9 protein-coding genes are annotated in these 20,041 nt (G+C 65.8%); 3 read left to right on the top strand and 6 right to left on the bottom strand.

Features of this window, described 5'->3' with window-relative positions:
- Positions 1-66: 66 nt before the first annotated feature.
- The gene (locus QDT69_RS34985) at positions 67-7,470 is read right to left on the bottom strand and encodes a hypothetical protein (protein WP_279711015.1); all 7,404 of its coding nucleotides are present in this window, start codon (positions 7,468-7,470) and stop codon (positions 67-69) included.
- 874 nt (positions 7,471-8,344) lie between these two features.
- Between QDT69_RS34985 and QDT69_RS34980 the strand changes: the two genes are divergently transcribed.
- From QDT69_RS34980 to QDT69_RS34970, 3 genes are all read left to right on the top strand, one after another.
- Positions 8,345-9,520, top strand: a complete 1,176-nt coding sequence (locus QDT69_RS34980; protein ID WP_279711033.1) for an efflux RND transporter periplasmic adaptor subunit — start codon at positions 8,345-8,347, stop codon at positions 9,518-9,520.
- On the top strand, positions 9,517-12,687 hold the full coding sequence (locus QDT69_RS34975) for a multidrug efflux RND transporter permease subunit (protein ID WP_279711014.1): 3,171 nt from the start codon (positions 9,517-9,519) through the stop codon (positions 12,685-12,687). The genes QDT69_RS34980 and QDT69_RS34975 overlap by 4 nt, the downstream gene beginning before the upstream one ends.
- 282 nt (positions 12,688-12,969) lie before the next feature.
- Positions 12,970-14,160: an ABC transporter substrate-binding protein gene (locus QDT69_RS34970; protein WP_279711013.1), complete on the top strand. Its 1,191-nt coding sequence runs from the start codon at positions 12,970-12,972 to the stop codon at positions 14,158-14,160.
- 168 nt (positions 14,161-14,328) lie between these two features.
- Here QDT69_RS34970 and QDT69_RS34965 read toward each other — a convergent pair whose 3' ends face one another.
- The 5 genes from QDT69_RS34965 to QDT69_RS34945 all read right to left on the bottom strand — a co-directional run bounded on the left by QDT69_RS34965 (position 14,329) and on the right by QDT69_RS34945 (position 19,820).
- Positions 14,329-14,718 carry an MAPEG family protein gene (locus QDT69_RS34965; protein ID WP_279711012.1) on the bottom strand — a complete coding sequence of 130 codons (390 nt, stop codon included), beginning with the start codon at positions 14,716-14,718 and terminating at the stop codon, positions 14,329-14,331.
- A 107-nt stretch (positions 14,719-14,825) separates the two neighbouring features.
- Entirely contained in the window at positions 14,826-15,911 is a 1,086-nt protein-coding gene (locus tag QDT69_RS34960) for a lipocalin-like domain-containing protein (protein ID WP_279711011.1), read from the bottom strand.
- Complete coding sequence (locus QDT69_RS34955; protein WP_279711010.1) at positions 15,901-18,372, bottom strand: ABC transporter permease; 2,472 nt, start codon at positions 18,370-18,372, stop codon at positions 15,901-15,903. The genes QDT69_RS34960 and QDT69_RS34955 overlap by 11 nt, the downstream gene beginning before the upstream one ends.
- Entirely contained in the window at positions 18,369-19,022 is a 654-nt protein-coding gene (locus QDT69_RS34950; RefSeq protein ID WP_279711009.1) for an ABC transporter ATP-binding protein, read from the bottom strand. Before QDT69_RS34950 ends, QDT69_RS34955 begins: the two co-directional genes overlap by 4 nt.
- 36 nt (positions 19,023-19,058) lie before the next feature.
- A complete protein-coding gene (locus tag QDT69_RS34945; RefSeq protein ID WP_279711008.1) occupies positions 19,059-19,820 on the bottom strand; it encodes a class I SAM-dependent methyltransferase in 762 nt (253 codons plus the stop codon).
- Positions 19,821-20,041: the final 221 nt, after the last annotated feature.

Here is a 20,041-nt window from a genome sequence, read left to right as displayed (position 1 = left end):
CCGACCGATTGAACGACGCCCGCCGGATAGCTCCGGCGGGCGTGTCCTCGTCGGCGTGACGTTCGATCAAACCACCAGATCGTGATGGGTCTGGAGATGATTGTCGGTCGGCGTGCCGCCCATGGCGACGAACGTCGTCTCGTGGCCGAGCCACCAAGGGGCGGCGACATTGGAATGCCCGCTGAACAAATCAGACAGGGTCTGGTTGTTCGCGGCCAGATCCACCTGGCTGGTGTTGGTCTGCGACGACGTCTGGGTGAACGACGAGAAGTCGAAGCCGCCGCTGTTGGTCGCCTGCTGACCTGAGGTTGCGTCGCTTTGCGTCGGCATCGCCTTGACCGATCCGACGTTGGCTTGAGCGACATCCGTAGCAGTCGGCAGCCGCCGCTCGCCGTCGGCGAGATCGATATACATCAGGTCGTTGGCATCGGATGCCGACGTCAAGTCGGGGAGCCCGAGCACGTGTCCCAATTCATGGACCACGGCGGTCAGCAGATCGAGATGTCCCGCCGCTGCTGTTGACGGATCAGTCTGCAGGCTGGAGCCGGAAGCATTCAGCGCGTGCGTGAACTCGAAATTGTCCGACGGTGTCGGATCGACGAACCAGCCGTGGCCCGCGGCATCGGTATCGATCGTAATGTGGCCGGCGCTTTCCAGGCCGACGATCTGGCCGGCGAGGTCCGCGACGCTGAAGGTGACCGCATGCAGCGCGGCGAGTTGATCCGAATCGACGCCTGCTTTCACCCATTGGGCAATGGCCGCCGACACGACCGAGTTGAGCTCGCTCTGCGTCAGGTGGGTTTCGCCCGGCGTCGCGACAGCGGCCTGCACGCCGCCATCCGCCGCGAGCATCGGCGATGCGCCGAACCCGTTGACGCTGCCCGCCGTGACGCTGAATGTGGGCGCCGTGGTGACGGTATTGTGCGCCAGCACATAGGCCGAGATCGCGGCGGTATCGGTCGAGCCGCCGCTGTAGGACGTACCGTCGCCGGCGTGCAGGCCGACCGTGGTGTCGAAGCGATCGCGCAGCCGGATATCGGTGCCGCCATTGGCGCCCGAACCCAGGAACTGATTTTCCTGGGCGCCGGTGCCGCCCATCGTCAGAGAGACACTCTGCGCATCACCCGTTACCGTGCCGGCGTTGAGCTCGAAGCCGTGATTGCCGAACGTGCCGGGGTTGGACACCGTGTTGCCCATGACGATCGCGGTCAATCGCGCGTTGCCGCCATCCACGGCGTCGCCGGTCTGCACCTGGATGCCGTCGTTATTGTACTGATACAGATGGTTGTTGGTGATCGTGACGCTGGAATTGGCGCCGCCGTCGGTGATGAAGCCGATGTCGCTGCCTTGGGAGGAGCCGCTGTTGGTGACGCCGGCCACGCCGATCGTGTTGGAATCGATCGTGCCGGTGAACGAGCTTGCTCCCGATCCGGTGCTGATGCCGAGCGCCGTGCCGACGGCATCGCGCATGGTGTTGTTTGCAATGTTGAAGGTCAGGTTGGCGTGGTCGCCGGTTCCGCCGGAACTGATGGTGATGCCGCCGCCGCCCGAGACGATGTTCTGGTTGTTGTTCGAGAAGCTGTTTCCGAGACCGGCACTCGCGCCGCCCAGCGCGAGGTCCGAGCTGACGCCGCCATGCAGATCGAGCTGGAACAGGTCGCCGCGCGCCGACGTGAATGTCGAGCTCTGGATCGTCGCGTTGAATGTTCCGTCGGTGGCTTGAAACACCAGGGCATCGCCCGACTGATTTCCCGCCGCCGTATTGGTCGCGAAAGTCGAGCCGGTAATGGTGATGCGGTTGAGCGTCTGGCCAGAGTTGTTGAAGACATGGAACGCATCGAGCGCCGCGCCCGTGAAGGTCGAGTTGGTCACCGATGCCGTACCGGAAAGGCCGGTGAAGTAGACGTCGCCTTCGCCGATACCGCCGACATTGTCGCCGTTGGTGCCGGTCACCGTGGTGTTGCCGAGCGTGAAGCCGGTGACGTTGGTGCCGACGATGCCGTAGTTCTGGAAGTCGTGCATCGCCAGGTAGGAGATCTGAACGTCCTTGGTGTTGTTCAGGAAGATGCCGCTGCCCTGCGTGGTGCTGCCGTCGGCGCCGGTCTTGCTGGCGATCGTGCCGCCGCTGCCGGCGGTCGAGCCATCGCCGGTGACGTGCAGGCCGCCATTGCCGGCGGCGGTGCCGGTGTTGGAGAGGATGATGCCGTCGTTGGAGCCGCCGCTCGAGGTGATGCTCTTGAAGGTGAGGTTGCTCGAGCCGATCTGGGTATTCTCGACATCGAGCGCGGTGCCGGTCGTCGACGTGATGGTGTTGCTGCTGCCCGTGACGGTGATCGTGCCGCCATGGGTGAAGCTCATGCCGGCGCCGCTGGCGGTCTTGACCGCGATGTCGGACATCGCGACGGTGCCGACATTGTTGCCGTCGTCGCTGATGCCGATGCCGGTCGAGGCCGAGGTGTCGATGCTGACACCGGTAATGGTGTGGCCCGACGTGCCGAGCAGGTCGATGCCGTTGTGGGCGCCGGTCACCTGGATGACTGGATCGGTGCCAGAACCGACATTGGCGGTGACCGTTACGCCGGTCACCGGATTGGTGAACTGCAGCGTGTGGCTGCCGCCGATCAGGTTGACGCCGTTGGCGAGACTGATGCCGTTGGCTTCGCTGTAGGTGCCGGTGCCGTGTTCGAGCACGACGTAGTCGCCGGAGCCTGCCGGGTTCGCCGCGTTGAACGCTGCGATCGAGGTGTAGGGGTCGGCCTGGGTGCCGAGGTTGTGGCTCGTGGTGGCCGAGTTGTCGATGTAGAACACCTGGGGGACGACGCCGACATGGAAGCTCTGGCTCGCCGAGAGCGGACCGCCGACGCCGGTGTGGTCGTTGTCGTTGATGTTCAGCGTGACGGTGTCCGAGCCGGTGAAACCGTCGTCGCTGTTGTAGTTCAGCGTCGCCAGCGCGGTGTTGATCTGGGCGATCGTGCCTGTGAGCGTGACGGTGTGGGTGCCGTTGTTGGTGAAGCTGGCGAGACCGGTGGTGTCGAAGTTCAGCGCACCGTGGTTGGACGTGATCGTTGCGGTTTCATTGCGGCCCGCGGAATCGATATCGCCGACCGAGAGCCCCGAAATCGCGAGGTTGGTGTGCGAGAATGCAGTCCCGACCGATGAATCCGACGGCACGGTCGCGGTCGGCGGATCGTCGATCGCGGTGACGGTCTGGGTTGCGCCTGCCGAGCCGGTGTCGTGGCCACCATTGGCGGTGCCGCCATCGTCTTGCGCGGTCACGGTATATGTGCGCGCCGTGGTGTCGGGGGGCTCGCCGGTGTTGTTGAACTGCACGGCATCGAGCACGGAATTGTAGTGCGCGATCGTGTCGGTGCCGGTCAGGGTGACGGTTTCGGTGGTGGCCGTGCTGCTGATGGCGAAGTGGATGTTGCCGATGTCGCCGCTCGAGCCGGAATGGCCCGCGATCGAGAGCGCATCGGACGGCTTGAGGTCGTTCAGCACGAAGGTCGCGCTGATCAGGTTCGTGCTGTCGACGTCGGTGATCGTGAGATTGGGGGCGATCGTGACCGGGACGGAATTCGCCGGCGGCGTGCCGACTGGCGGCTCGCTGAAGTTGGTGATCGCGCCGAATGTCACCACCGGCGGGTTGTTGACCGGCGTGACGTCAATGGTGTCGGTCACAGGCGTGCTGTCGACGATGCCATCGTTGGTGATGATGGTGACCGTGCGAGCGAGGCCGGACGGGTTGTTGCTGGTGTTGAAATAGGTCACCGCCTCCAGTGCCGCCTGGTAATGCGCGACGGTGTCGCTGCCGGTCAGCGTCAGAATGCCGTGTACGGCATCAAACGACCCGGTGATGGCGCCGATGGTGCTGAAGGCGAGCACGTCCTGGCCGGCGACATAATTGCCGGTGATCTGGACGGTGGCGTGAGCGAGATTGGCCGAATCGGAATCCGTCACGGTCAGCGCCGGATCGAACGCGGTCGCAGGCTGCGCCTCGATGTAGCTCAGGGTATGGCCGGCGGTGACGACGGGCGGCGCGTCCGGAGGCGCCACCGTCTCGGAATTCGAGGTGCCGGTGATGCCGGAATTCACCGTGTCGGTCGCGGTGATGGTCTGGGTGCCGGCGGTTCCGAAGGTCTCGCTGAAGCTGCCGGTGCCGTTGGTCAGCGTCATGTTGGAGGGCAGCACCGCGCTGCCGTCGCTCGAAGTGAAGTGCACGGTGCCTGAATAGCCGGTGGCGACGTTGTTATGGGCGTCGAGCGCGGTGACGGTGACCGTGCCGGGAATGTCCGCCCTGCCGTTGGCCGGGATGGTGACCACAAAATGCGTGGCGGCACCTGGCGCGACGGTTTCAGTATTCGAGGTGCCGTTGATGGCGGTGGCGACCGTATCGGTCGCGGTGATGGTCTGGCTGCCTGCGGTGTCGAAAGTCTCGCTAAAGGTGGCGATGCCATTGGTCAGCGTCATGTCGGCCGGCAGCACGGCGCTGGCGTCGGTCGACGTGAAGTGGACGGTGCCCGAATAACCGGTGACGACATTGTTGAAGGCATCAAGCGCGGTCACGGTGCCCGAACCGGCCGTTCCGGCCGTTCCGTTGGCAGGGAGGGTCACCGCAAAATGCGTGACGGCGGCGGCCGTGACCGTCTCCGTGTTCGAGGTGCCGGTGATGGCCGAACTAACCGTGTCGGTCGCGGTGATGGTCTGGCTGCCGGCGGTGTCGAGCGTTTCGCTGAAGCTGGCGGTGCCATTGGTCAGAGTCATGTTGGCCGGCAGCACGGCCTGGCCGTCGGTCGACGTGAAATGCACCGTGCCTGTGTAGCCGGTGGCGATGTTGCCGAAGGCATCATATGCGGTGATCGTCGCCGATCCGGCGACACCAGCCGTTCCGGCGGCCGGGAGGGTGACCACGAAATGCGTGGCCGGGCCCGGCGCCACCGTTTCGGCGTTCGAGATGCCGGTGATGCCGGCACTGAGCGTGTCGGTCGCGGTGATGGTCTGGCTACCGGCGGTCTCGAAGGTCTCGCTGAAGCTGCCGGTGCCGTTGGTTAGCGTCATGTTGGCCGGCAGCACCGCGTGGCCGTCGCTCGAGGTGAAATGCACCGTGCCCGTGTAGCCGGTGGCGACGTTGCCGAAGGCGTCGAGCGCGGTGACGGTGACCGTGCCCGGCGTGCCGGCGGCGCCGTTGCCCGGAATGCTGACCACGAGGAGCGTGGCGGCCGCTCCCGCCACCGTCTCGGTATTCGACGTGCCGGTGATTGCGGCATGGAGCGTGTCGGTTGCGACGACGGTCTGGCTGCCTGCGGTTTTGAACGTCTCGCTGAAGGTGCCGGCGCCATTGGTCAATGTCATGTCGGCCGGCAGCACAGCGCTGGCGTCGGTCGACGTGAAGTGGACGGTTCCCGTGTAACCGGTGACGACATTGTTGAAGGCATCGAGGGCGGTCACGGTGCCCGAACCTGCCGTTCCCGCCGTTCCGCCGGCCGGGATGGTCACCGCAAAATGCGTGACGGCACCGGCCGCGACCGTCTCGGCGTTGGACGTGCCGGTGATGGCCGAGCTTACCGTGTCGGTCGCCGTAATCGTCTGGCTGCCGGCGGTGTCGAGCGTCTCGCTGAACAAGGCGGTGCCGTTGGTCAACGTCATATCGGCCGGCAGAACGGACTGGCCGGTCGACGTGAAATGCACCGTGCCAGCGTAGCCGGTGGCGATATTGCCGAAGGCATCATATGCGGTGATCGTGGCCGAGCCGGCAACGCCCGCGGTTCCACTGGGTGGGATGCTGATCACGAAATGTGTGGCGGCACCCGCCGTCACGGTCTCGGCGTTCGACGTGCCGGTGATGCCGGCGGTAACCGTGTCGGTCGCGACGATGGTCTGACTGCCGACGGTCTCGAAGGTCTCGCTGAAGCTACCGACGCCGTTGGTTAGCGTCATGTTGGCCGGCAGCACCGCATGGCCGTCGCTCGATGTGAAATGCACCGTGCCCGTGTAGCCGGTGGCGACGTTGCCGAAGGCATCGAGCGCCGTAACGGTGACCGTGCCCGGCGTTCCCGCCGCGCCGTTGGCCGGGATGCTGACCACCAGATGCGTGGCGGCGCCCCCCTTCACCGTCTCGGCGTTCGACGTGCCGGTGATGGCGGCGGCGACCGTGTCGGTCGCGGTGATGGTCTGGCTGCCGGCGGTATCGAGGGTCTCGCTGAAGGTGCCCACCCCGTTGGTCAGCGTCGTGTCAGCCGGCAACACGGCGATGCCGTCGGTCGAGGTGAAGTGCACGCTTCCCGTGTAACCGGTGGCGACGTTGCCGAAGGCGTCGAGCGCGGTGACGGTGACCGAGCCCGGCGTCCCCGCCGTGCCGTTGGCGGGGAGACTGACCGAAAAATGCGTGGCGACGCCGGGCGTCACGATTTCGGCATTCGACGTCCCGGTGACGGTGTGGTCGACCGTGTCGGTCGCGGTGATGGTTTGGCTGCCGGCGGTATCCAGCGTTTCGCTGAAGCTGCCGGTGCCGTTGGTCAACGTGACGTCGGCCGGCAGCACGGCGTGGCCGTCGCTCGACGTGAAATGCACCGTGCCTGTGTAGTTGGTGACGACGTGGTTCAACGCATCGAGCGCGGTGACGGTGACCGTGCCTGGCGTGCCCGCCGCGCCGTTGGCCGGGATGCTCACGGTAAAGTGCGTGGCGGCGCCCAGCGTCACCGCGATCGTGAAGGTCTGCGAGCTGGACAGGGTGCCGTCGCTGGCCGTTGCGGTGACGGTGTAGGCGTGACCGGGCGCAGTCGCGTAGTCGATCTTGCTCGGATCGGCGACGGTGATGACGCCGGTGTTGGGGTCGATCTTGAACCCGCCGCCGGAGGTGTCGCCGGTCAGGGTATAGGTCACGGCGTTCATGTCGGCCGCGGACGCCGTGATGCCGACAAGCGTGCCGGCGGCGGATCCTTCCGCGACCTTGTTGGGGGCTGCGTTGCTGTCGACCGGTGTCGACGGCGCAACGTCAGTGACGCCGATGACGAAACTCTGCGAGCTCGTCGCGATGCCGTCGCTCGCCTGAACCGTGATGGTGTAGGCGTGACCCGGGCTGGTCACGTAATTGACCTTGGTGGGGTCGGCGACCGATACCACGCCGGTGTTCGGATCGATCTTGAAGCCGCCATGGGAGGTATCGCCGGTCAACGAATAGGTGACGGGATTGCCGCTGCTGCCAACGGCTTGCGCGGTGATGTTGACCAGCGTGTTCGCTGCGGCACCCTCGCTGACCGTGTTGTTTCCCGAATTGGCGTCAAACGGCGTCGACAGCGAGTCGCCAACCGGCGGCCATGGCGTGCCGGGAGGGCAGCCGAGATAGAGATATTGCAGACCATATGTGTCGGCGAACGCCTGCGCGGCCGAGTCGAGGATGATATGACCGGTCGAATCAAGCTGAAGTTCGGGGCGCGTTAAACCACCGATTGTATAGGCAGGTATGGTCGTCATGAGCGCTCCTGCGACCGGCGTGGAAGCCGATCAATAATTACAATTGTTGGGGACGATGACGTGTGAAGCCGTTCACACGCTGAAGTTGATCGCCCGCGACCGGGGTTGGCACCGAGTCGCCTGCAACATGGGAAAACCGCGATGTCCGCGGAGCCGTGACATCAGCAAGATCAAATGCGCTTGCCATTACGTAGTCGCCTTTACACACTCACGCCGCGACGAAAACACAATGAATGTTCGAGAAATATGCGGCGGCCAAGAATATTCATGCTTTGGCAACCATGACCGTATTGGCGATGCTTCCGAGTGTCAATGTGCGCACGGATGACAACCGCGCAGTTAATGATGATTCTTGCTGTACAGCGGGAGGTAGAGTGATGGAACCTGGCCGGTCGTGACGTCCGCGGGCCGGAGGTTCTGTGTCAAAGGTCGAATCAGGGGCGGTGTGACGAATCTGTGAAGCGAATTCGCGTTGTGATTGATTCCGGACGATCCGTCTGTGACCTCACGCCTCGGATAGGCCAGCGAATCTGCCCCTTTTCGTCGTCACGGTTTCGCGAGCGTGTCGTAAGGCTTTCAGACTCCGCAACTATTCGCTTGATCCGGCGGCCATCTTGAACAGACTGGGGTGCGGCTACATCTGTGACGTCCGCCGCCGCGGCATCGCGGTGGTCCATCCGCGCTGAAACACCGCAAATTCAATTGCGACTTTCGTAGCCCTGCTTTGGTCGGCGTGCTTCGTGGTCTTTTGGGGGAGAGTGAATTGAGTTCGATTGACAGAGCGGAGCGTCCGGCTCCGGTGACCGGCGTCGGGCCTCATTCGCTTCGCCGCCATGCAGCGCTCGGCCCTTGGCGCGGCCTTGCGCCGCTCGGGCTGTTGGCCGCGCTGGCGCTCGGCGGCTGCGACAACAAGAGCGCGCAATCGCAGGCCGCGCCGCCGGCGCCGCCCGTGACCGTCGCGCAGCCGGTCAAGCGCACTGTCACCGATTGGGACGAATTCACCGGCCGGTTCGAGGCGATCGAGGAGGTTCAGGTCCGCGCCCGCGTCGGCGGCTTCGTCAACAGCGTCGAGTTCAAGGATGGTGCGATCGTCCATGCCGGCGATCTGCTTTACATCATCGACCCGCGGCCGTTCGAGGCGGTGGTGCTGCAGGCCGAAGGCCAGCTCGCCGACGCACGGGCCAAGGGCGAGCTTGCCAAGCGCGATCTCGAGCGCGGGCTGAACCTGGTGCAGACCAGCGCGGTCTCGGAGCAGGTCGTCGACCAGCGCCGCCAGGCGTTGCAGGCGGCGCGCGCCGCCGAGACGCAGGCCGAGGGTACGCTGAAGGCCGCGCAGCTCAATGTCGAATTCACCCACGTGCTGGCGCCGATCACCGGCCGCGTTAGCCGGCATCTGGTGACCCCGGGCAATCTGGTGCAGGGCAGCGAGGGCGGCGCGACGCTGCTGACCTCGATCGTGTCGCTCGATCCGATCTACATTTATTTTGACGTCGACGAGGCGACCTATCAGCGCAACAGCAAGCTGTGGTTCGAAGGCCGGCGGCCGAGCTCGCGCGACACCGCGAACCCGGTGCAGGTATCGCTGACCGGCGAGACCAAGCCCTCGCATGAGGGCAAGATGGACTTCCTCGACAACCGCCTCGACGTCTCGACCGCAACGCTGCGCAGCCGCGCGGTGATCCCGAACAAGGATCTCTCGATCCTGCCCGGCCAGTTCGGTCGCGTCCGCTTGATCGGCTCCTCGCCCTATGAGGCGCTGCTGATCCCGGACACCGCCATTGCCACCGACCAGTCGCGCAAGATCGTGTTCGTGGTCAAGGACGACAACACGGTGGAAGCGAGGACCGTCGAGCTCGGTCCGCTCGATGAGGGCCTGCGCGTGATCCGCGAGGGCCTCAAGGCCGAGGACCATGTGATCGTCGACGGGCTGCAGCGCGCCCGAGTCGGCGCCAAGGTGACGCCGAAGATGGCGCAGGCGGCCCCGGCCGACACCAAGGCGGGCGACAAGCCCGCGGCAGCAGACAAGCCTGCGGCAGGTGCGAAGCCATGAATCTCGGCAGGCTCTCCATCAACCAGCCCATCCTCGCGATGGTGCTGTCGATCGTGCTGCTGATCGTCGGCGCGATCGCCTATCCGACGCTGCCGGTCTCGGAATATCCGCAGGTCGTGCCGCCGACCGTCACCGTCACCACGCAATATCCCGGCGCCTCGGCGCAGACCGTGTCCGATACCGTCGCGGCTCCAATCGAGCAGGAGATCAACGGCGTCGAGGACATGCTGTATCTCTACAGCCAGGCGACCTCGAACGGCCAGCTCACCATCACGGCGACCTTCAAGCTCGGCACCGACCTCGACAAGGCCCAGGTGCTGGTGCAGAACCGCGTCGCGATCGCGCAGCCGCGGTTGCCTGAAGAGGTGCAGCGCAACGGTGTCGTCACCCGCAAGAACTCGCCCGACATCCTGATGGTCGTGTTCATGCTGTCGCCCGACGACACGTTCGACCAGCTCTATATTTCCAACTACGCGCTGCTGCAGGTTCGCGACCAGCTGTTGCGGCTCGACGGCGTCGGCGACATCCAGATGTTCGGGGCGCGCGACTACTCGATGCGGCTGTGGCTCGATCCCGACAGGATCGCCAATCTCGGCCTGACCTCGAGCGAGGTGCTGGCGGCGATCCGGGCGCAGAACCTGCAGATCGCCGGCGGCCAGATCGCCGAGCCGCCGATCGCCGACCGCGCCTTCCAGCCCAACCTCGTGTTCACCGGCCGCCTCAAGGACATCAGGCAGTTCGAGGACATCGTGGTGAAGGCCGGCTCCGACGGCCGCACCGTGCGGCTGCGCGACGTCGCGCGCGTCGAGCTCGGCGCGCTGTCCTACGCCACCAACAGCTTCCTGCTGCGCAAATCGGCGGTCGCGCTGCTGGTGACGCAGCGGCCCGGATCGAATGCGCTGGCGACCGCCAAGAGCATCTCCGACACGATGGAGCGGATGAAGGCGAGCTTCCCGAAGGGGCTCGACTACAACATCGGCTACAACCCGACCGAATTCATCGCCCAATCGGTCCATGAGCTGATCAAGACGATCTACGAGGCGATGGCGCTCGTCGTCATCGTGGTGCTGGTGTTCCTGCAGGGCTGGCGGCCGGCGATCATCCCGATCATCGCGATCCCGGTGTCGCTGGTCGGCACCTTCGCGGTGATGGCCGCGCTCGGCTTCTCGATCAACAATCTGACGCTGTTCGGCCTGGTGCTCGCGGTCGGCATCGTGGTCGACGACGCCATCGTCGTGGTCGAGAACGTCGAGCGGCATCTCGAGCACGGCATGAGCAGGCGCGAGGCTGCGCTCAAGACCATGGAGGAGGTCGGCGGCGCGCTGGTCTCGATTGCGCTGGTGCTGTGCGCGGTGTTCGTGCCGACCGCCTTCCTCGGCGGCATCTCCGGGCAGTTCTTCCAGCAATTCGCCGTGACGATCGCGGTCGCGACCGCGATCTCCTGCTTCTGCTCGCTGACGCTGTCGCCGGCGCTGGCCTCGCAGATCCTGATCCCGCATGAGGAGAAGCGGCCGCCGGCGCGCTGGAACATCATCGCCCGCGGCTGGGACAGCTTCACCGCGCTGTTCAACCGCGCGTTCGACCGGCTGGCGCACGGCTATGCTGGTGTCGCCGACTTCGTGATCCGGCACACGGTGGTGATGGTCGCGATCTACCTCGTGCTGATCGGCAGCGCCGGCTGGCTGCTCGCGACTACGTCGCAGGGCTTCATCCCGGCGCAGGATCGCGGCTACGTCATCATCTCGGCGCAGCTGCCGGGCGCAGCGTCGCTGGCGCGGACCACGGCTGTGGTGCGTGAGATCGAGCGGATCGCGCTGGATACGCCGGGCATCGTTCGCGTCGCGGCGTTCGCCGGCTTCTCCGGCGCGACGCGCACCCAGGCGGGCAACGCCGCGGCGTTGTTCCCGGTGTTCGACGAGCCTGAGGCGCGCCTGAAGAAGGGGCTGACGGCGACCGCGATCACGGCCGAGCTGCGCAAGCGGCTGTCGGTGATCCAGGGTGCCTTTATCATCGTGATTCCACCGCCTGCCGTGCCCGGCATCGGCACCGGCGGCGGCTTCACCATCCGCGTCCAGGACCGGCAGGGGCGCGGGCCCGAACTGCTGGCATCCGCGACCGACGAACTGGTTTTGGCCGCGCGCAAGTCGCCGAGCCTGACCTCGGTGTTCTCGCCGTTCTCCGCGAACACGCCGCAATTGTTCGTCGATATCGATCGCGTCAAGGCGCAGAAGCTTGGCGTCCCGATCGCCAACATCACCGACACGATCGAGACCTATTTCGGCTCGACCTATGTCAACGACTTCAACCTGTTCGGGCGCACCTATCACGTCACGGCCCAGGCCGATCTGCCGTTCCGCAAGGAGACCACCGATCTTGCGCGGCTGCGGACCCGCAACGCCAATGGCGACATGGTGATGCTCGGCAGCGTCGTCGACTTCAAGAACATCTCGGGTCCCGACCGCGTCGCGCGCTACAATCTGTACTCGGCCTCCGAGCTGCAGGGTGAGCCGGCACCCGGCGTCAGCTCGACGACGGCGCTCAACACCATCAAGAAGCTCGCCGACGAGACGCTGCCGTCGGGCTTCTCGTTCGAGTGGACCGACCTGTCCTACCAGCAGGTCAACGGCGCCAATGCGGGCCTCTACGTGTTCCCGATCTGCGTGCTGTTCGTCTACCTGGTGCTGGCCGCGCAATATGGCAGCTGGACATTGCCGTTCGCGGTGATCCTGATCGTGCCGATGTGCCTGTTCGCGGCCACGATCGGCGTGCGCATCATGGGCCAGGACGTCAACATCCTGACCCAGATCGGCTTCGTGGTGCTGGTCGGCCTCGCCGCCAAGAACGCGATCCTGATCGTCGAGTTCGCGCGCGACATCGAACTCGAGGGCAGGCCACGGCTGGAGGCGGTCATCGAGGCCTGCCGGCTCCGCCTGCGGCCGATCCTGATGACGTCGTTCGCCTTCATCCTCGGCGTGCTGCCGTTGGTGCTGTCGACCGGCTCGGGCTCGGAAATGCGTCAGGCGGTCGGCGTCGCCGTGTTCTTCGGCATGCTCGGCGTCACCCTGTTCGGCCTCGTCTTCACGCCGATCTTCTACATGGTGGTGCGCAACCTCGCGGAAGGAAAGAACGAGGGCAAGCCGAAGGAAACGGCGGCTGTGGCGGGGTAGTGGGGCGGAGCCGGCATTCCGCAGCGGCACGTCCTTCCCCGTCATCGTGAGGAGCCTGCGAAGCAGGCGTCTCGAAGGATGTACGGCCACCAGCTGGGCCGTCGACCCTTCGAGACGCGCGTTCCGCGCTCCTCAGGGTGACGGGAAACTGCAAAGCGCGTGTCGCCCCAATCCCATACTTTTGGCTGATCGGGCCGCGGCGGAAATCGATGGGCAGCAGCTAGGTTATAAAATAATGTCGCGCCGATTTTTCCTGATAGAAACTGCTGGGAGAGCATAACAATGAAATCGGGATTTTTGGTTGCGGTCACGGCGTGCAGCGTAATGCTGGCGGCGCCGGCGATGGCCCAGGGTGTCAAGATCGGCGTCCTGAACGACCAGTCCGGCGTCTACGCGGATTACGGCGGAAAGTACTCGGTCGAAGCCGCCAAGATGGCGATCGAGGATTTCGGCGGCGAGGTGCTCGGCCAGAAGATCGAGATGGTCACTGCCGATCACCAGAACAAGCCCGATCTTGCGACCTCGATCGCGCGGCGCTGGTATGACGCCGACGGCGTCGACATGATCACCGAGCTGACGACGTCGTCGGTCGCACTCGCGGTGCAGGAGCTGTCGAAGGAAAAGAAGAAGATCGACATCGTGGTCGGCGCCGCGACCTCGGCGATCACGGGCGCGTCCTGCACGCCCTACGGCTTCCACTGGGCGTTCGACACCCATGCGCTCGCGGTCGGCACCGGCGGCGCGCTGGTGAAGGCCGGCGGCGACAGCTGGTTCTTCCTCACCGCCGACTATGCGTTCGGCTACGCGCTGGAAAAGGACACCAGCGAGATCGTCACCGCCGCGGGCGGCAAGGTGCTGGGCTCGGTGCGCGTGCCGCTGAACTCGTCGGACTTCTCCTCGTTCCTGCTGCAGGCGCAGAGCTCGAAGGCGAAGGTCATCGGCCTCGCCAATGCCGGCCAGGACACCACCAACTCGATCAAGCAGGCCGCCGAGTTCGGCATCGTCAGGGGCGGCCAGAAGCTCGCCGGCCTGCTGATGACGCTGGCCGAGGTGAACGGTCTCGGCCTCGATGCCGCGCAGGGCCTGGTGCTGACCGAAGGCTTCTACTGGGATCATGACGACAAGAGCCGCGCCTTCTCCGAGCGTTTCTTCAAGCGGACGGGGCGGATGCCGAGCATGATCCATGCAGGCACCTATTCGGCGACGCTGAGCTATCTGAAGGCGGTCAAGGCCGCCGGCACCAAGGACAGCGATGCGGTCGCCAAGAAGCTGAAGGAGCTGCCGGTCGACGACGCCTTCGCCCAGGGCAAGGTGCAGGAGAACGGCCGCATGGTCCACGACATGTATCTATTCGAGGTCAAGAAGCCCTCGGAATCGAAGAAGCCGTGGGACTACTACAAGCAGCTCGCCGTGGTGCCCGGCGATCAGGCCTTCCCCAAGGCCAAGGACTCGGGCTGCCCGCTGACGAAGTAGCGAGCCAATCCATAGGTGGTGTCGTCCTGGCGAAAGCCAGGACCCATTACCCCAACTGGATGGCGGTGCACCACGCTGTAGCCAGCGGATTGCCCATAACCGCGTCCTGTGGTTATGGGTCCTGGCTTTCGCCAGGACGACAGTAGTGGGTGTGGCGCGATCGCGCCTTCAATGCGCCAGCCGCCACACCGCGCCGCCGATCGCGCCGACCCACAGGACGATCGAGGCGACCGCCTGGATGGCGAAGCCGGGGCTGCGTTTCGCCACCGCCTCGCGATAGCCGATGAAGTAGACGATGCGGCCGATCACCCAGATCGCGCCGATCGCCGCCGCCGGGGCATCGCCGACATAGATCGCGAACAGCCAGAGCGACGGCAGGAAGATCGGCATCCACTCCAGTGTGTTCATCTGGATGCGGAAGATGCGCTCGAAATCCGGGTTGCCTGAAATCGCCGGCAGCTTGACGCCATAGGCGGCACGGGCGCGCGCGACTTGCGTGGAGGTGAAGAAATAGAACGCGACCGCAAGGCAGGTGACGATGGCCGTGAAGTGGTACATGTCAGGCGTGTCCTCTTGTTCTGTTGGCCCCGATGTCATGACGCGGCGGGGCCGCGCGGTGTGACAGGCAGGGCTGTTCTGGGCGGCGCCGATCTTCCGTCGACGTCCTAGTACCCGGTCATCTCAAGATAGCCGAATCCGGCGTGGCTGCCTGAAAAGCGGATCGGGCCTTCCCAATAGGGGAAACTGGTTCCCATCCAGCTTCGTGGATTGAGCGGCGTCGTTTCGATGGCAAGGCCGCGCGCTGGCAGGGTCACGTGCCACGAGGTCGGCAGCTTGCGGCCGTCGATCTCGGTGGTCGCCGTCGGCGTGATGCTGTTGCCGCTGGCGGCGATCTCGGTCGAGCGGCCATCCGGCGTGATCCAGTTGCCGAACAGGTTTTCGCGGCCGTCCTTCTGACGCAGCCGGTACAGCATCAGCTTTTCGTCGCCGGGCAGATGCAGCGAGAACCAGTCCCAGCCGGTTTGATCCGCCGCCAAGGGCTGGCTGCTCCACTCGCGATCCATCCAGGCGACGCCGGTGACGTCGACCGGCCTGTCGTCGATCACGATGCGGCCGGAGGCCTTGTAGAACGGCTGGCTGTAGTAATAGGAGGCCTGTCCGCGATCCGACTTGCGGCTGTAGCCATGGTCGCCCTGCAGCACCAGCGCGCGATCGGCGTCGAGGCGGAGCGTGGTTGAGAAGTCGGCGGCGGAGGCCTTGAGCTCGATCGGGGCGATGTGCTGCGCGTCGAAAGCGTCCAGCCCTCGCATCTCCCAGGCGTCGATCCAGGCGTGGAACGGCATGGCCACGACACCGGCCTGCTCGACGCCGCCGCGTGCAAACGTCTCGCTGAAACGATGCGTGGTGGCGCTGGTCACCGCGGCGTGGCCCATCCAGAGCTGCTGGTTGGCCCAGCCTTCGGCCGGTCCGCCCGGCTTCATCGTCTGGCGGAACAACGTCCATTGCGCGCCGTAGGCCGCGCCGCTGGTGTCGGACAGGTTCGCGGTGACGTACCACCATTCGATCCGGAACTCCGGATGCGGGCCGTGATCGACGGGGAAAACGAACGGCTTGCCCGGCGTGACGGCGGCAAAGCCTTCGGCATTCTCGCCGAGCCCGGCAAAGCCCTGCGCGAACGTCTTGCCGCCCAGTGCCAACGCCAGCGCGCCGCCGGCAAAGGCGCGGCGCGTGATGGTGCCGCTAGCGCTCATTGACGAAGGTCCGGATCAGGGTGGCCGGCTGCATGCGGGCCAGTCTAGCGACCGGCAGCGCCGCAGCACAGAGCGCTGCGGCCATCGCTACCGCGAGCAGCTCGATCAGTTGCAGCGGGAAGACGTGGAACGGCAGCCGCCAGCCGAACGCCTTGACGTTGACGATCGCAAGCAGGCACCACGCCACCAGTAGCCCAAGCGGCAGCGCGAACAGCGCGGTGATCAGCGCGACCGCCATGGTCTTCAACAGTTCGAGCGCAGCGAGCCGCCGCCGCGTCAGGCCGATCGCCCACAGCGGCGCCAGCTGCGGCAGCCGCGAATTGGCCAGCGTGAGCAGGCTGGTCAAGAGCGCGATGCCGGCGACGCCGAGCGTGAAGGCGTTGAGCGCTGCGGTCACCGAGAAGGTGCGGTTGAACACCCGCTTGGATTCCCGCTTCATCGTCGCCTGGTCGGCGACGCTGCGGTCGTCGAGCCCGAACGTCGCCTGCAACGCCGTGATCAGCGGCGCGATCTTGTCCGGCGCGACGCGCAGGCCAAGGCGCGTCTGCGGCGTTTGCGGGAAGCGGCGCGTCAGCGCGGCGAAGTTGACCGCGATCTGGCCCTTGGGGTTGCCGTAATCGGCATAGATGCCGACGATCTCGAGCGGCCAGTCGCCGCCGGGCGCGGGCACCTCGATGTGATCGCCGATCGCAAGCTTCATCCGCCGCGACAATTGCTCGCTGACGAGGCAGGCGTCGCCGGGGCGTAGCCTGACCCAGGCATTCGCCGTGCTTTCCAGCAACGGCCAGTTGTCGCGATAGGTGGCGTGATCGGGCAGGCCGAGCACCTCGATCGGCGCGCCGTCAAGCTGGGTGTCGGCGCGGCCGCCGGGCAGGATCGCCTCAACCTCCGGCCGGTCGTGCAGCCAGGCCTTGATCTGCTTGGCCTGCGTGTCGCTGGCGGCGCTGATATAGACGTCGGCAGCGAGCCTTCCGTCGAGCCAGACCAGGAAGGTGCGGCTGAAACTCTCCACCATGGTGCCGACGCCGACATTGACCGCGAGCGCGAGCAGCAGCGCCATCAGCGCCAGCGACAAACCGGAAAGCTGCTGGCGGCTGTCGGCCCAGAACCAGATGCCGACCGGCGCTCGCGCACTGCGCTGGCCGATCGCGAGCGCGATTTGCAGCACCATCGGCAGGATCAATGCCGCGCCGAGCATCAATGCGGCCAGCACGGCAAAGCCCGCGATCAGGGAATCGCCGAACTGAATGAGCGCTGCTGCGACAGCGAACACCGCGAGCGCCGCCGCGCTCTGGAAGATCAGCCAGCGCCGCTGCGCCTGCTGCCAGGCCTGCGGCTGCGCGGTTGCCAGCACCGGCATCCGGATCGCCTTGGCAAGGCTGGCGGCCGCGGCAGCCAGCGCGCCGAGAATGCTGATGGTGATGCCGGCGAACCACCAGACGGGTTTGAGCGAAAGCTGGCCGGCAATCTGCGCGCCATAGAGCCCGCGCAGCGAGGCCGCGACATCGGGCAGCAAGGCTGCCGCGATGAAATAGCCGCACACCAGGCCGATCAGGCCGGCGACCAGCGCCAGCGACACCAGCTCGATGACAAGCACCGTGTTGAGCATCCGCGCCGAGACCCCGCAGGCGCGGAGCGTGCGTAACATCGGCAGCCGCTGCTCGAAGGCGAGGCCGATCGCGGAGTTGACGATGAACAGGCCGACGAAGAATGACAGCAGGCCGAACGCGGTGAGGTTGAGATGGAAGCTGTCGGTGAGGCGTTCGAGATCGCTCTCCGCGCTCGGCTCGACCAGACGCAGCTTGTCACCCGCCACGCTCTCGAGCGTGGCATGCGGCGCCTTGGACTTGCCTTTGGATTTCCCGACCAAGAGGCGCGACACCTGGCCGGGCATTTTCAAAATGTCCTGCGCGATGCCGATATCGACCACCAGCACGCCGGGCGCGAGCTCGGCCTGCACGCGCAGCGGCGGCAGGCTCGTGCCGCTCGCCTGCGGCCGCTCGCCTTCCTTGAGGCCGAGATCGCGCAGCGTCTCGCCCGCCACCAGCATTTCGCCGGGCGGCGTAACGAACGTTTGCAGGCTGCCGCGCCCGACCGCCGGTGCATTCCCGACCTCGGAGGGCAGCGTCACCGGCTCGACGCCAAGCAGGCGGAAGCTGCGGCCATCGATCTGGACCCGGCCTTCCAGCATCGGCGACACCGGCCAGCCGGCGCGGCGCAGATCGACGAACAGCTGTTGCGGAAAGGTCGCGCTGTCTTTGCTGACGAGGACAGCGGTGCGCGCGCCGCCGAAGGTCGCGGCGGCGCGGTCATAGGCGATGCGCGCCTGCTGGTTCAACGCCTGCACGCCGCTCCACAGCGCGGTCGCCGATATCAGCCCGATCAAGAGCGTGGCAAGCTGCATCGGATGCCGCCGCCAGTGGCTGAGCAGCACGGCGAGGATCCACAGCGGGCGCCTCACGCAATGACTCCAGCATGCAGGTTGATCTGGCGGTCGAGCGTCGCGGCGAGCCGGGCGCTGTGGGTGACCATCAGGAAGCCGCAGCCGGTGCGAACAACCAGATCGCGCGCGAGATGCAGCACCTCGTCGGCGGTGTCCTCGTCGAGATTGCCGGTCGGCTCGTCGGCGAGCAGCAGCAGCGGCTTCGGCGCCAGCGCGCGGCCGATCGCGACGCGCTGCTGCTGGCCGCCGGACAATTGCTCGGGATAGCGCCTGAGCAGGTTCTTCAAGCCGAGACGCTCGACCAGCTCGTCATGCCAGGCCGCATCGTGCCGGCCGGCAATGCGCGACTGGAACACGAGATTGTCCGCGACCGACAGGCTCGGGATCAAATTGAACTGCTGGAACACGAGCCCAAGCCGGTCGCGGCGCAATTCGGCGCGGCCGGCGTCGCTCAGCCCGGAGACCACGGTATCGGCAAGGGCGATCTCGCCGCTGTCGGCAGCATCCAGCCCCGCGATCAGATGCAGCAGCGTGCTCTTGCCGCTGCCGGATTCGCCGGTCAACGCCACGCTCTCGCCTGTTGCAACGGCAAGATCTACGCCGCGCAGCACCGCGACGTCTTCCCCGGCAGAGCGGTAACTCTTGGTCAGGCCGGTGACGCGAAGCACCGCGGCGGTCTGGTCAGGTGAAGCGATGGCCGTGCCTCATTGCGGCTTCTGGTATTTCAGGACGAACTCGTCGATCGGCACCGGGGCCTTGAAGACGGGAATGTCCTTCGGGTCCTCCGCATGATGCAGGAAATCGCCCTCGGCTACCAGCTTGAAGCCGGCCGCCTCGATCTCCTGCTTCAAGGTGCTCTCCTCGATTCGGTGCAGGGTCTTGGCGACATTGGTGCCGTCGCCCGGCTTGGCCGAGTGGTCTGCGATGACGAGGAAGCCGCCCGGCTTGAGCGCTGCTAACATCTTCTTGTTCATCGCGGCACGATCGACCGGCAGATAGCTGATGTCGTGATAGAAAAAGAAGAAGGTGATCATGTCGAGGTTTTTGACGTCGGGCGGGATCGGGTCGTCATAGTCCCGCACCACGTGGACGACGTTCTTCATCGCGGGCGACTTGGCGCGGGTGTCGAACTTGTCCTTGACGAAGCGCTCGAGCACGCTGGCCGAATCCTGCGCGTAGACCTTGCCCGACGGGGCGACGGTGCGTGCCAATAGTTCGGTGCTGTAGCCGGCGCTCGCCGCCATGTCGAGGATGGTCATGCCGGGCGTGACGCCGGCAAAGGCGAGCATCTTGGCCGGCTGGCGGCGCTGATCGACCTGGCGATCCGCATCGCTGCGATCGGGCGCGGCCACGATCGCCGCGTAGTCGGGACTGGCGGTGCCTTCCGCGCGGACAGCCGTCGCAGCGAGGAGGGCGGTGGACGCGAGCGCAGTGCAGGCGATCGCGCGAAGCATCGATCTGTTCATGAAATAACCCCGGCTTTTCGTTGCCCCCGAGCATAGCAGCCGGCCCATGACAGATCACCGCTTCGCGGCCGCGCCGACGCGATCGTGATCGGCCGTTACAACTGCGCCGGGACCTGCGACCCCGAGGAAATGCGGTGTTGCGTTGCGCGGCGAGGCGTGGCTAGCATCGCCAATTGGGGCCGATTTTACGAAGCCAAAAAACGAAACGACGGGGAGCCAGA

The organism is Bradyrhizobium sp. CER78 (assembly GCF_029846235.1).
Taxonomy (GTDB): Bacteria; Pseudomonadota; Alphaproteobacteria; order Rhizobiales; family Xanthobacteraceae; genus Bradyrhizobium.
This window is presented reverse-complemented; position numbering and strand designations above follow the sequence as displayed.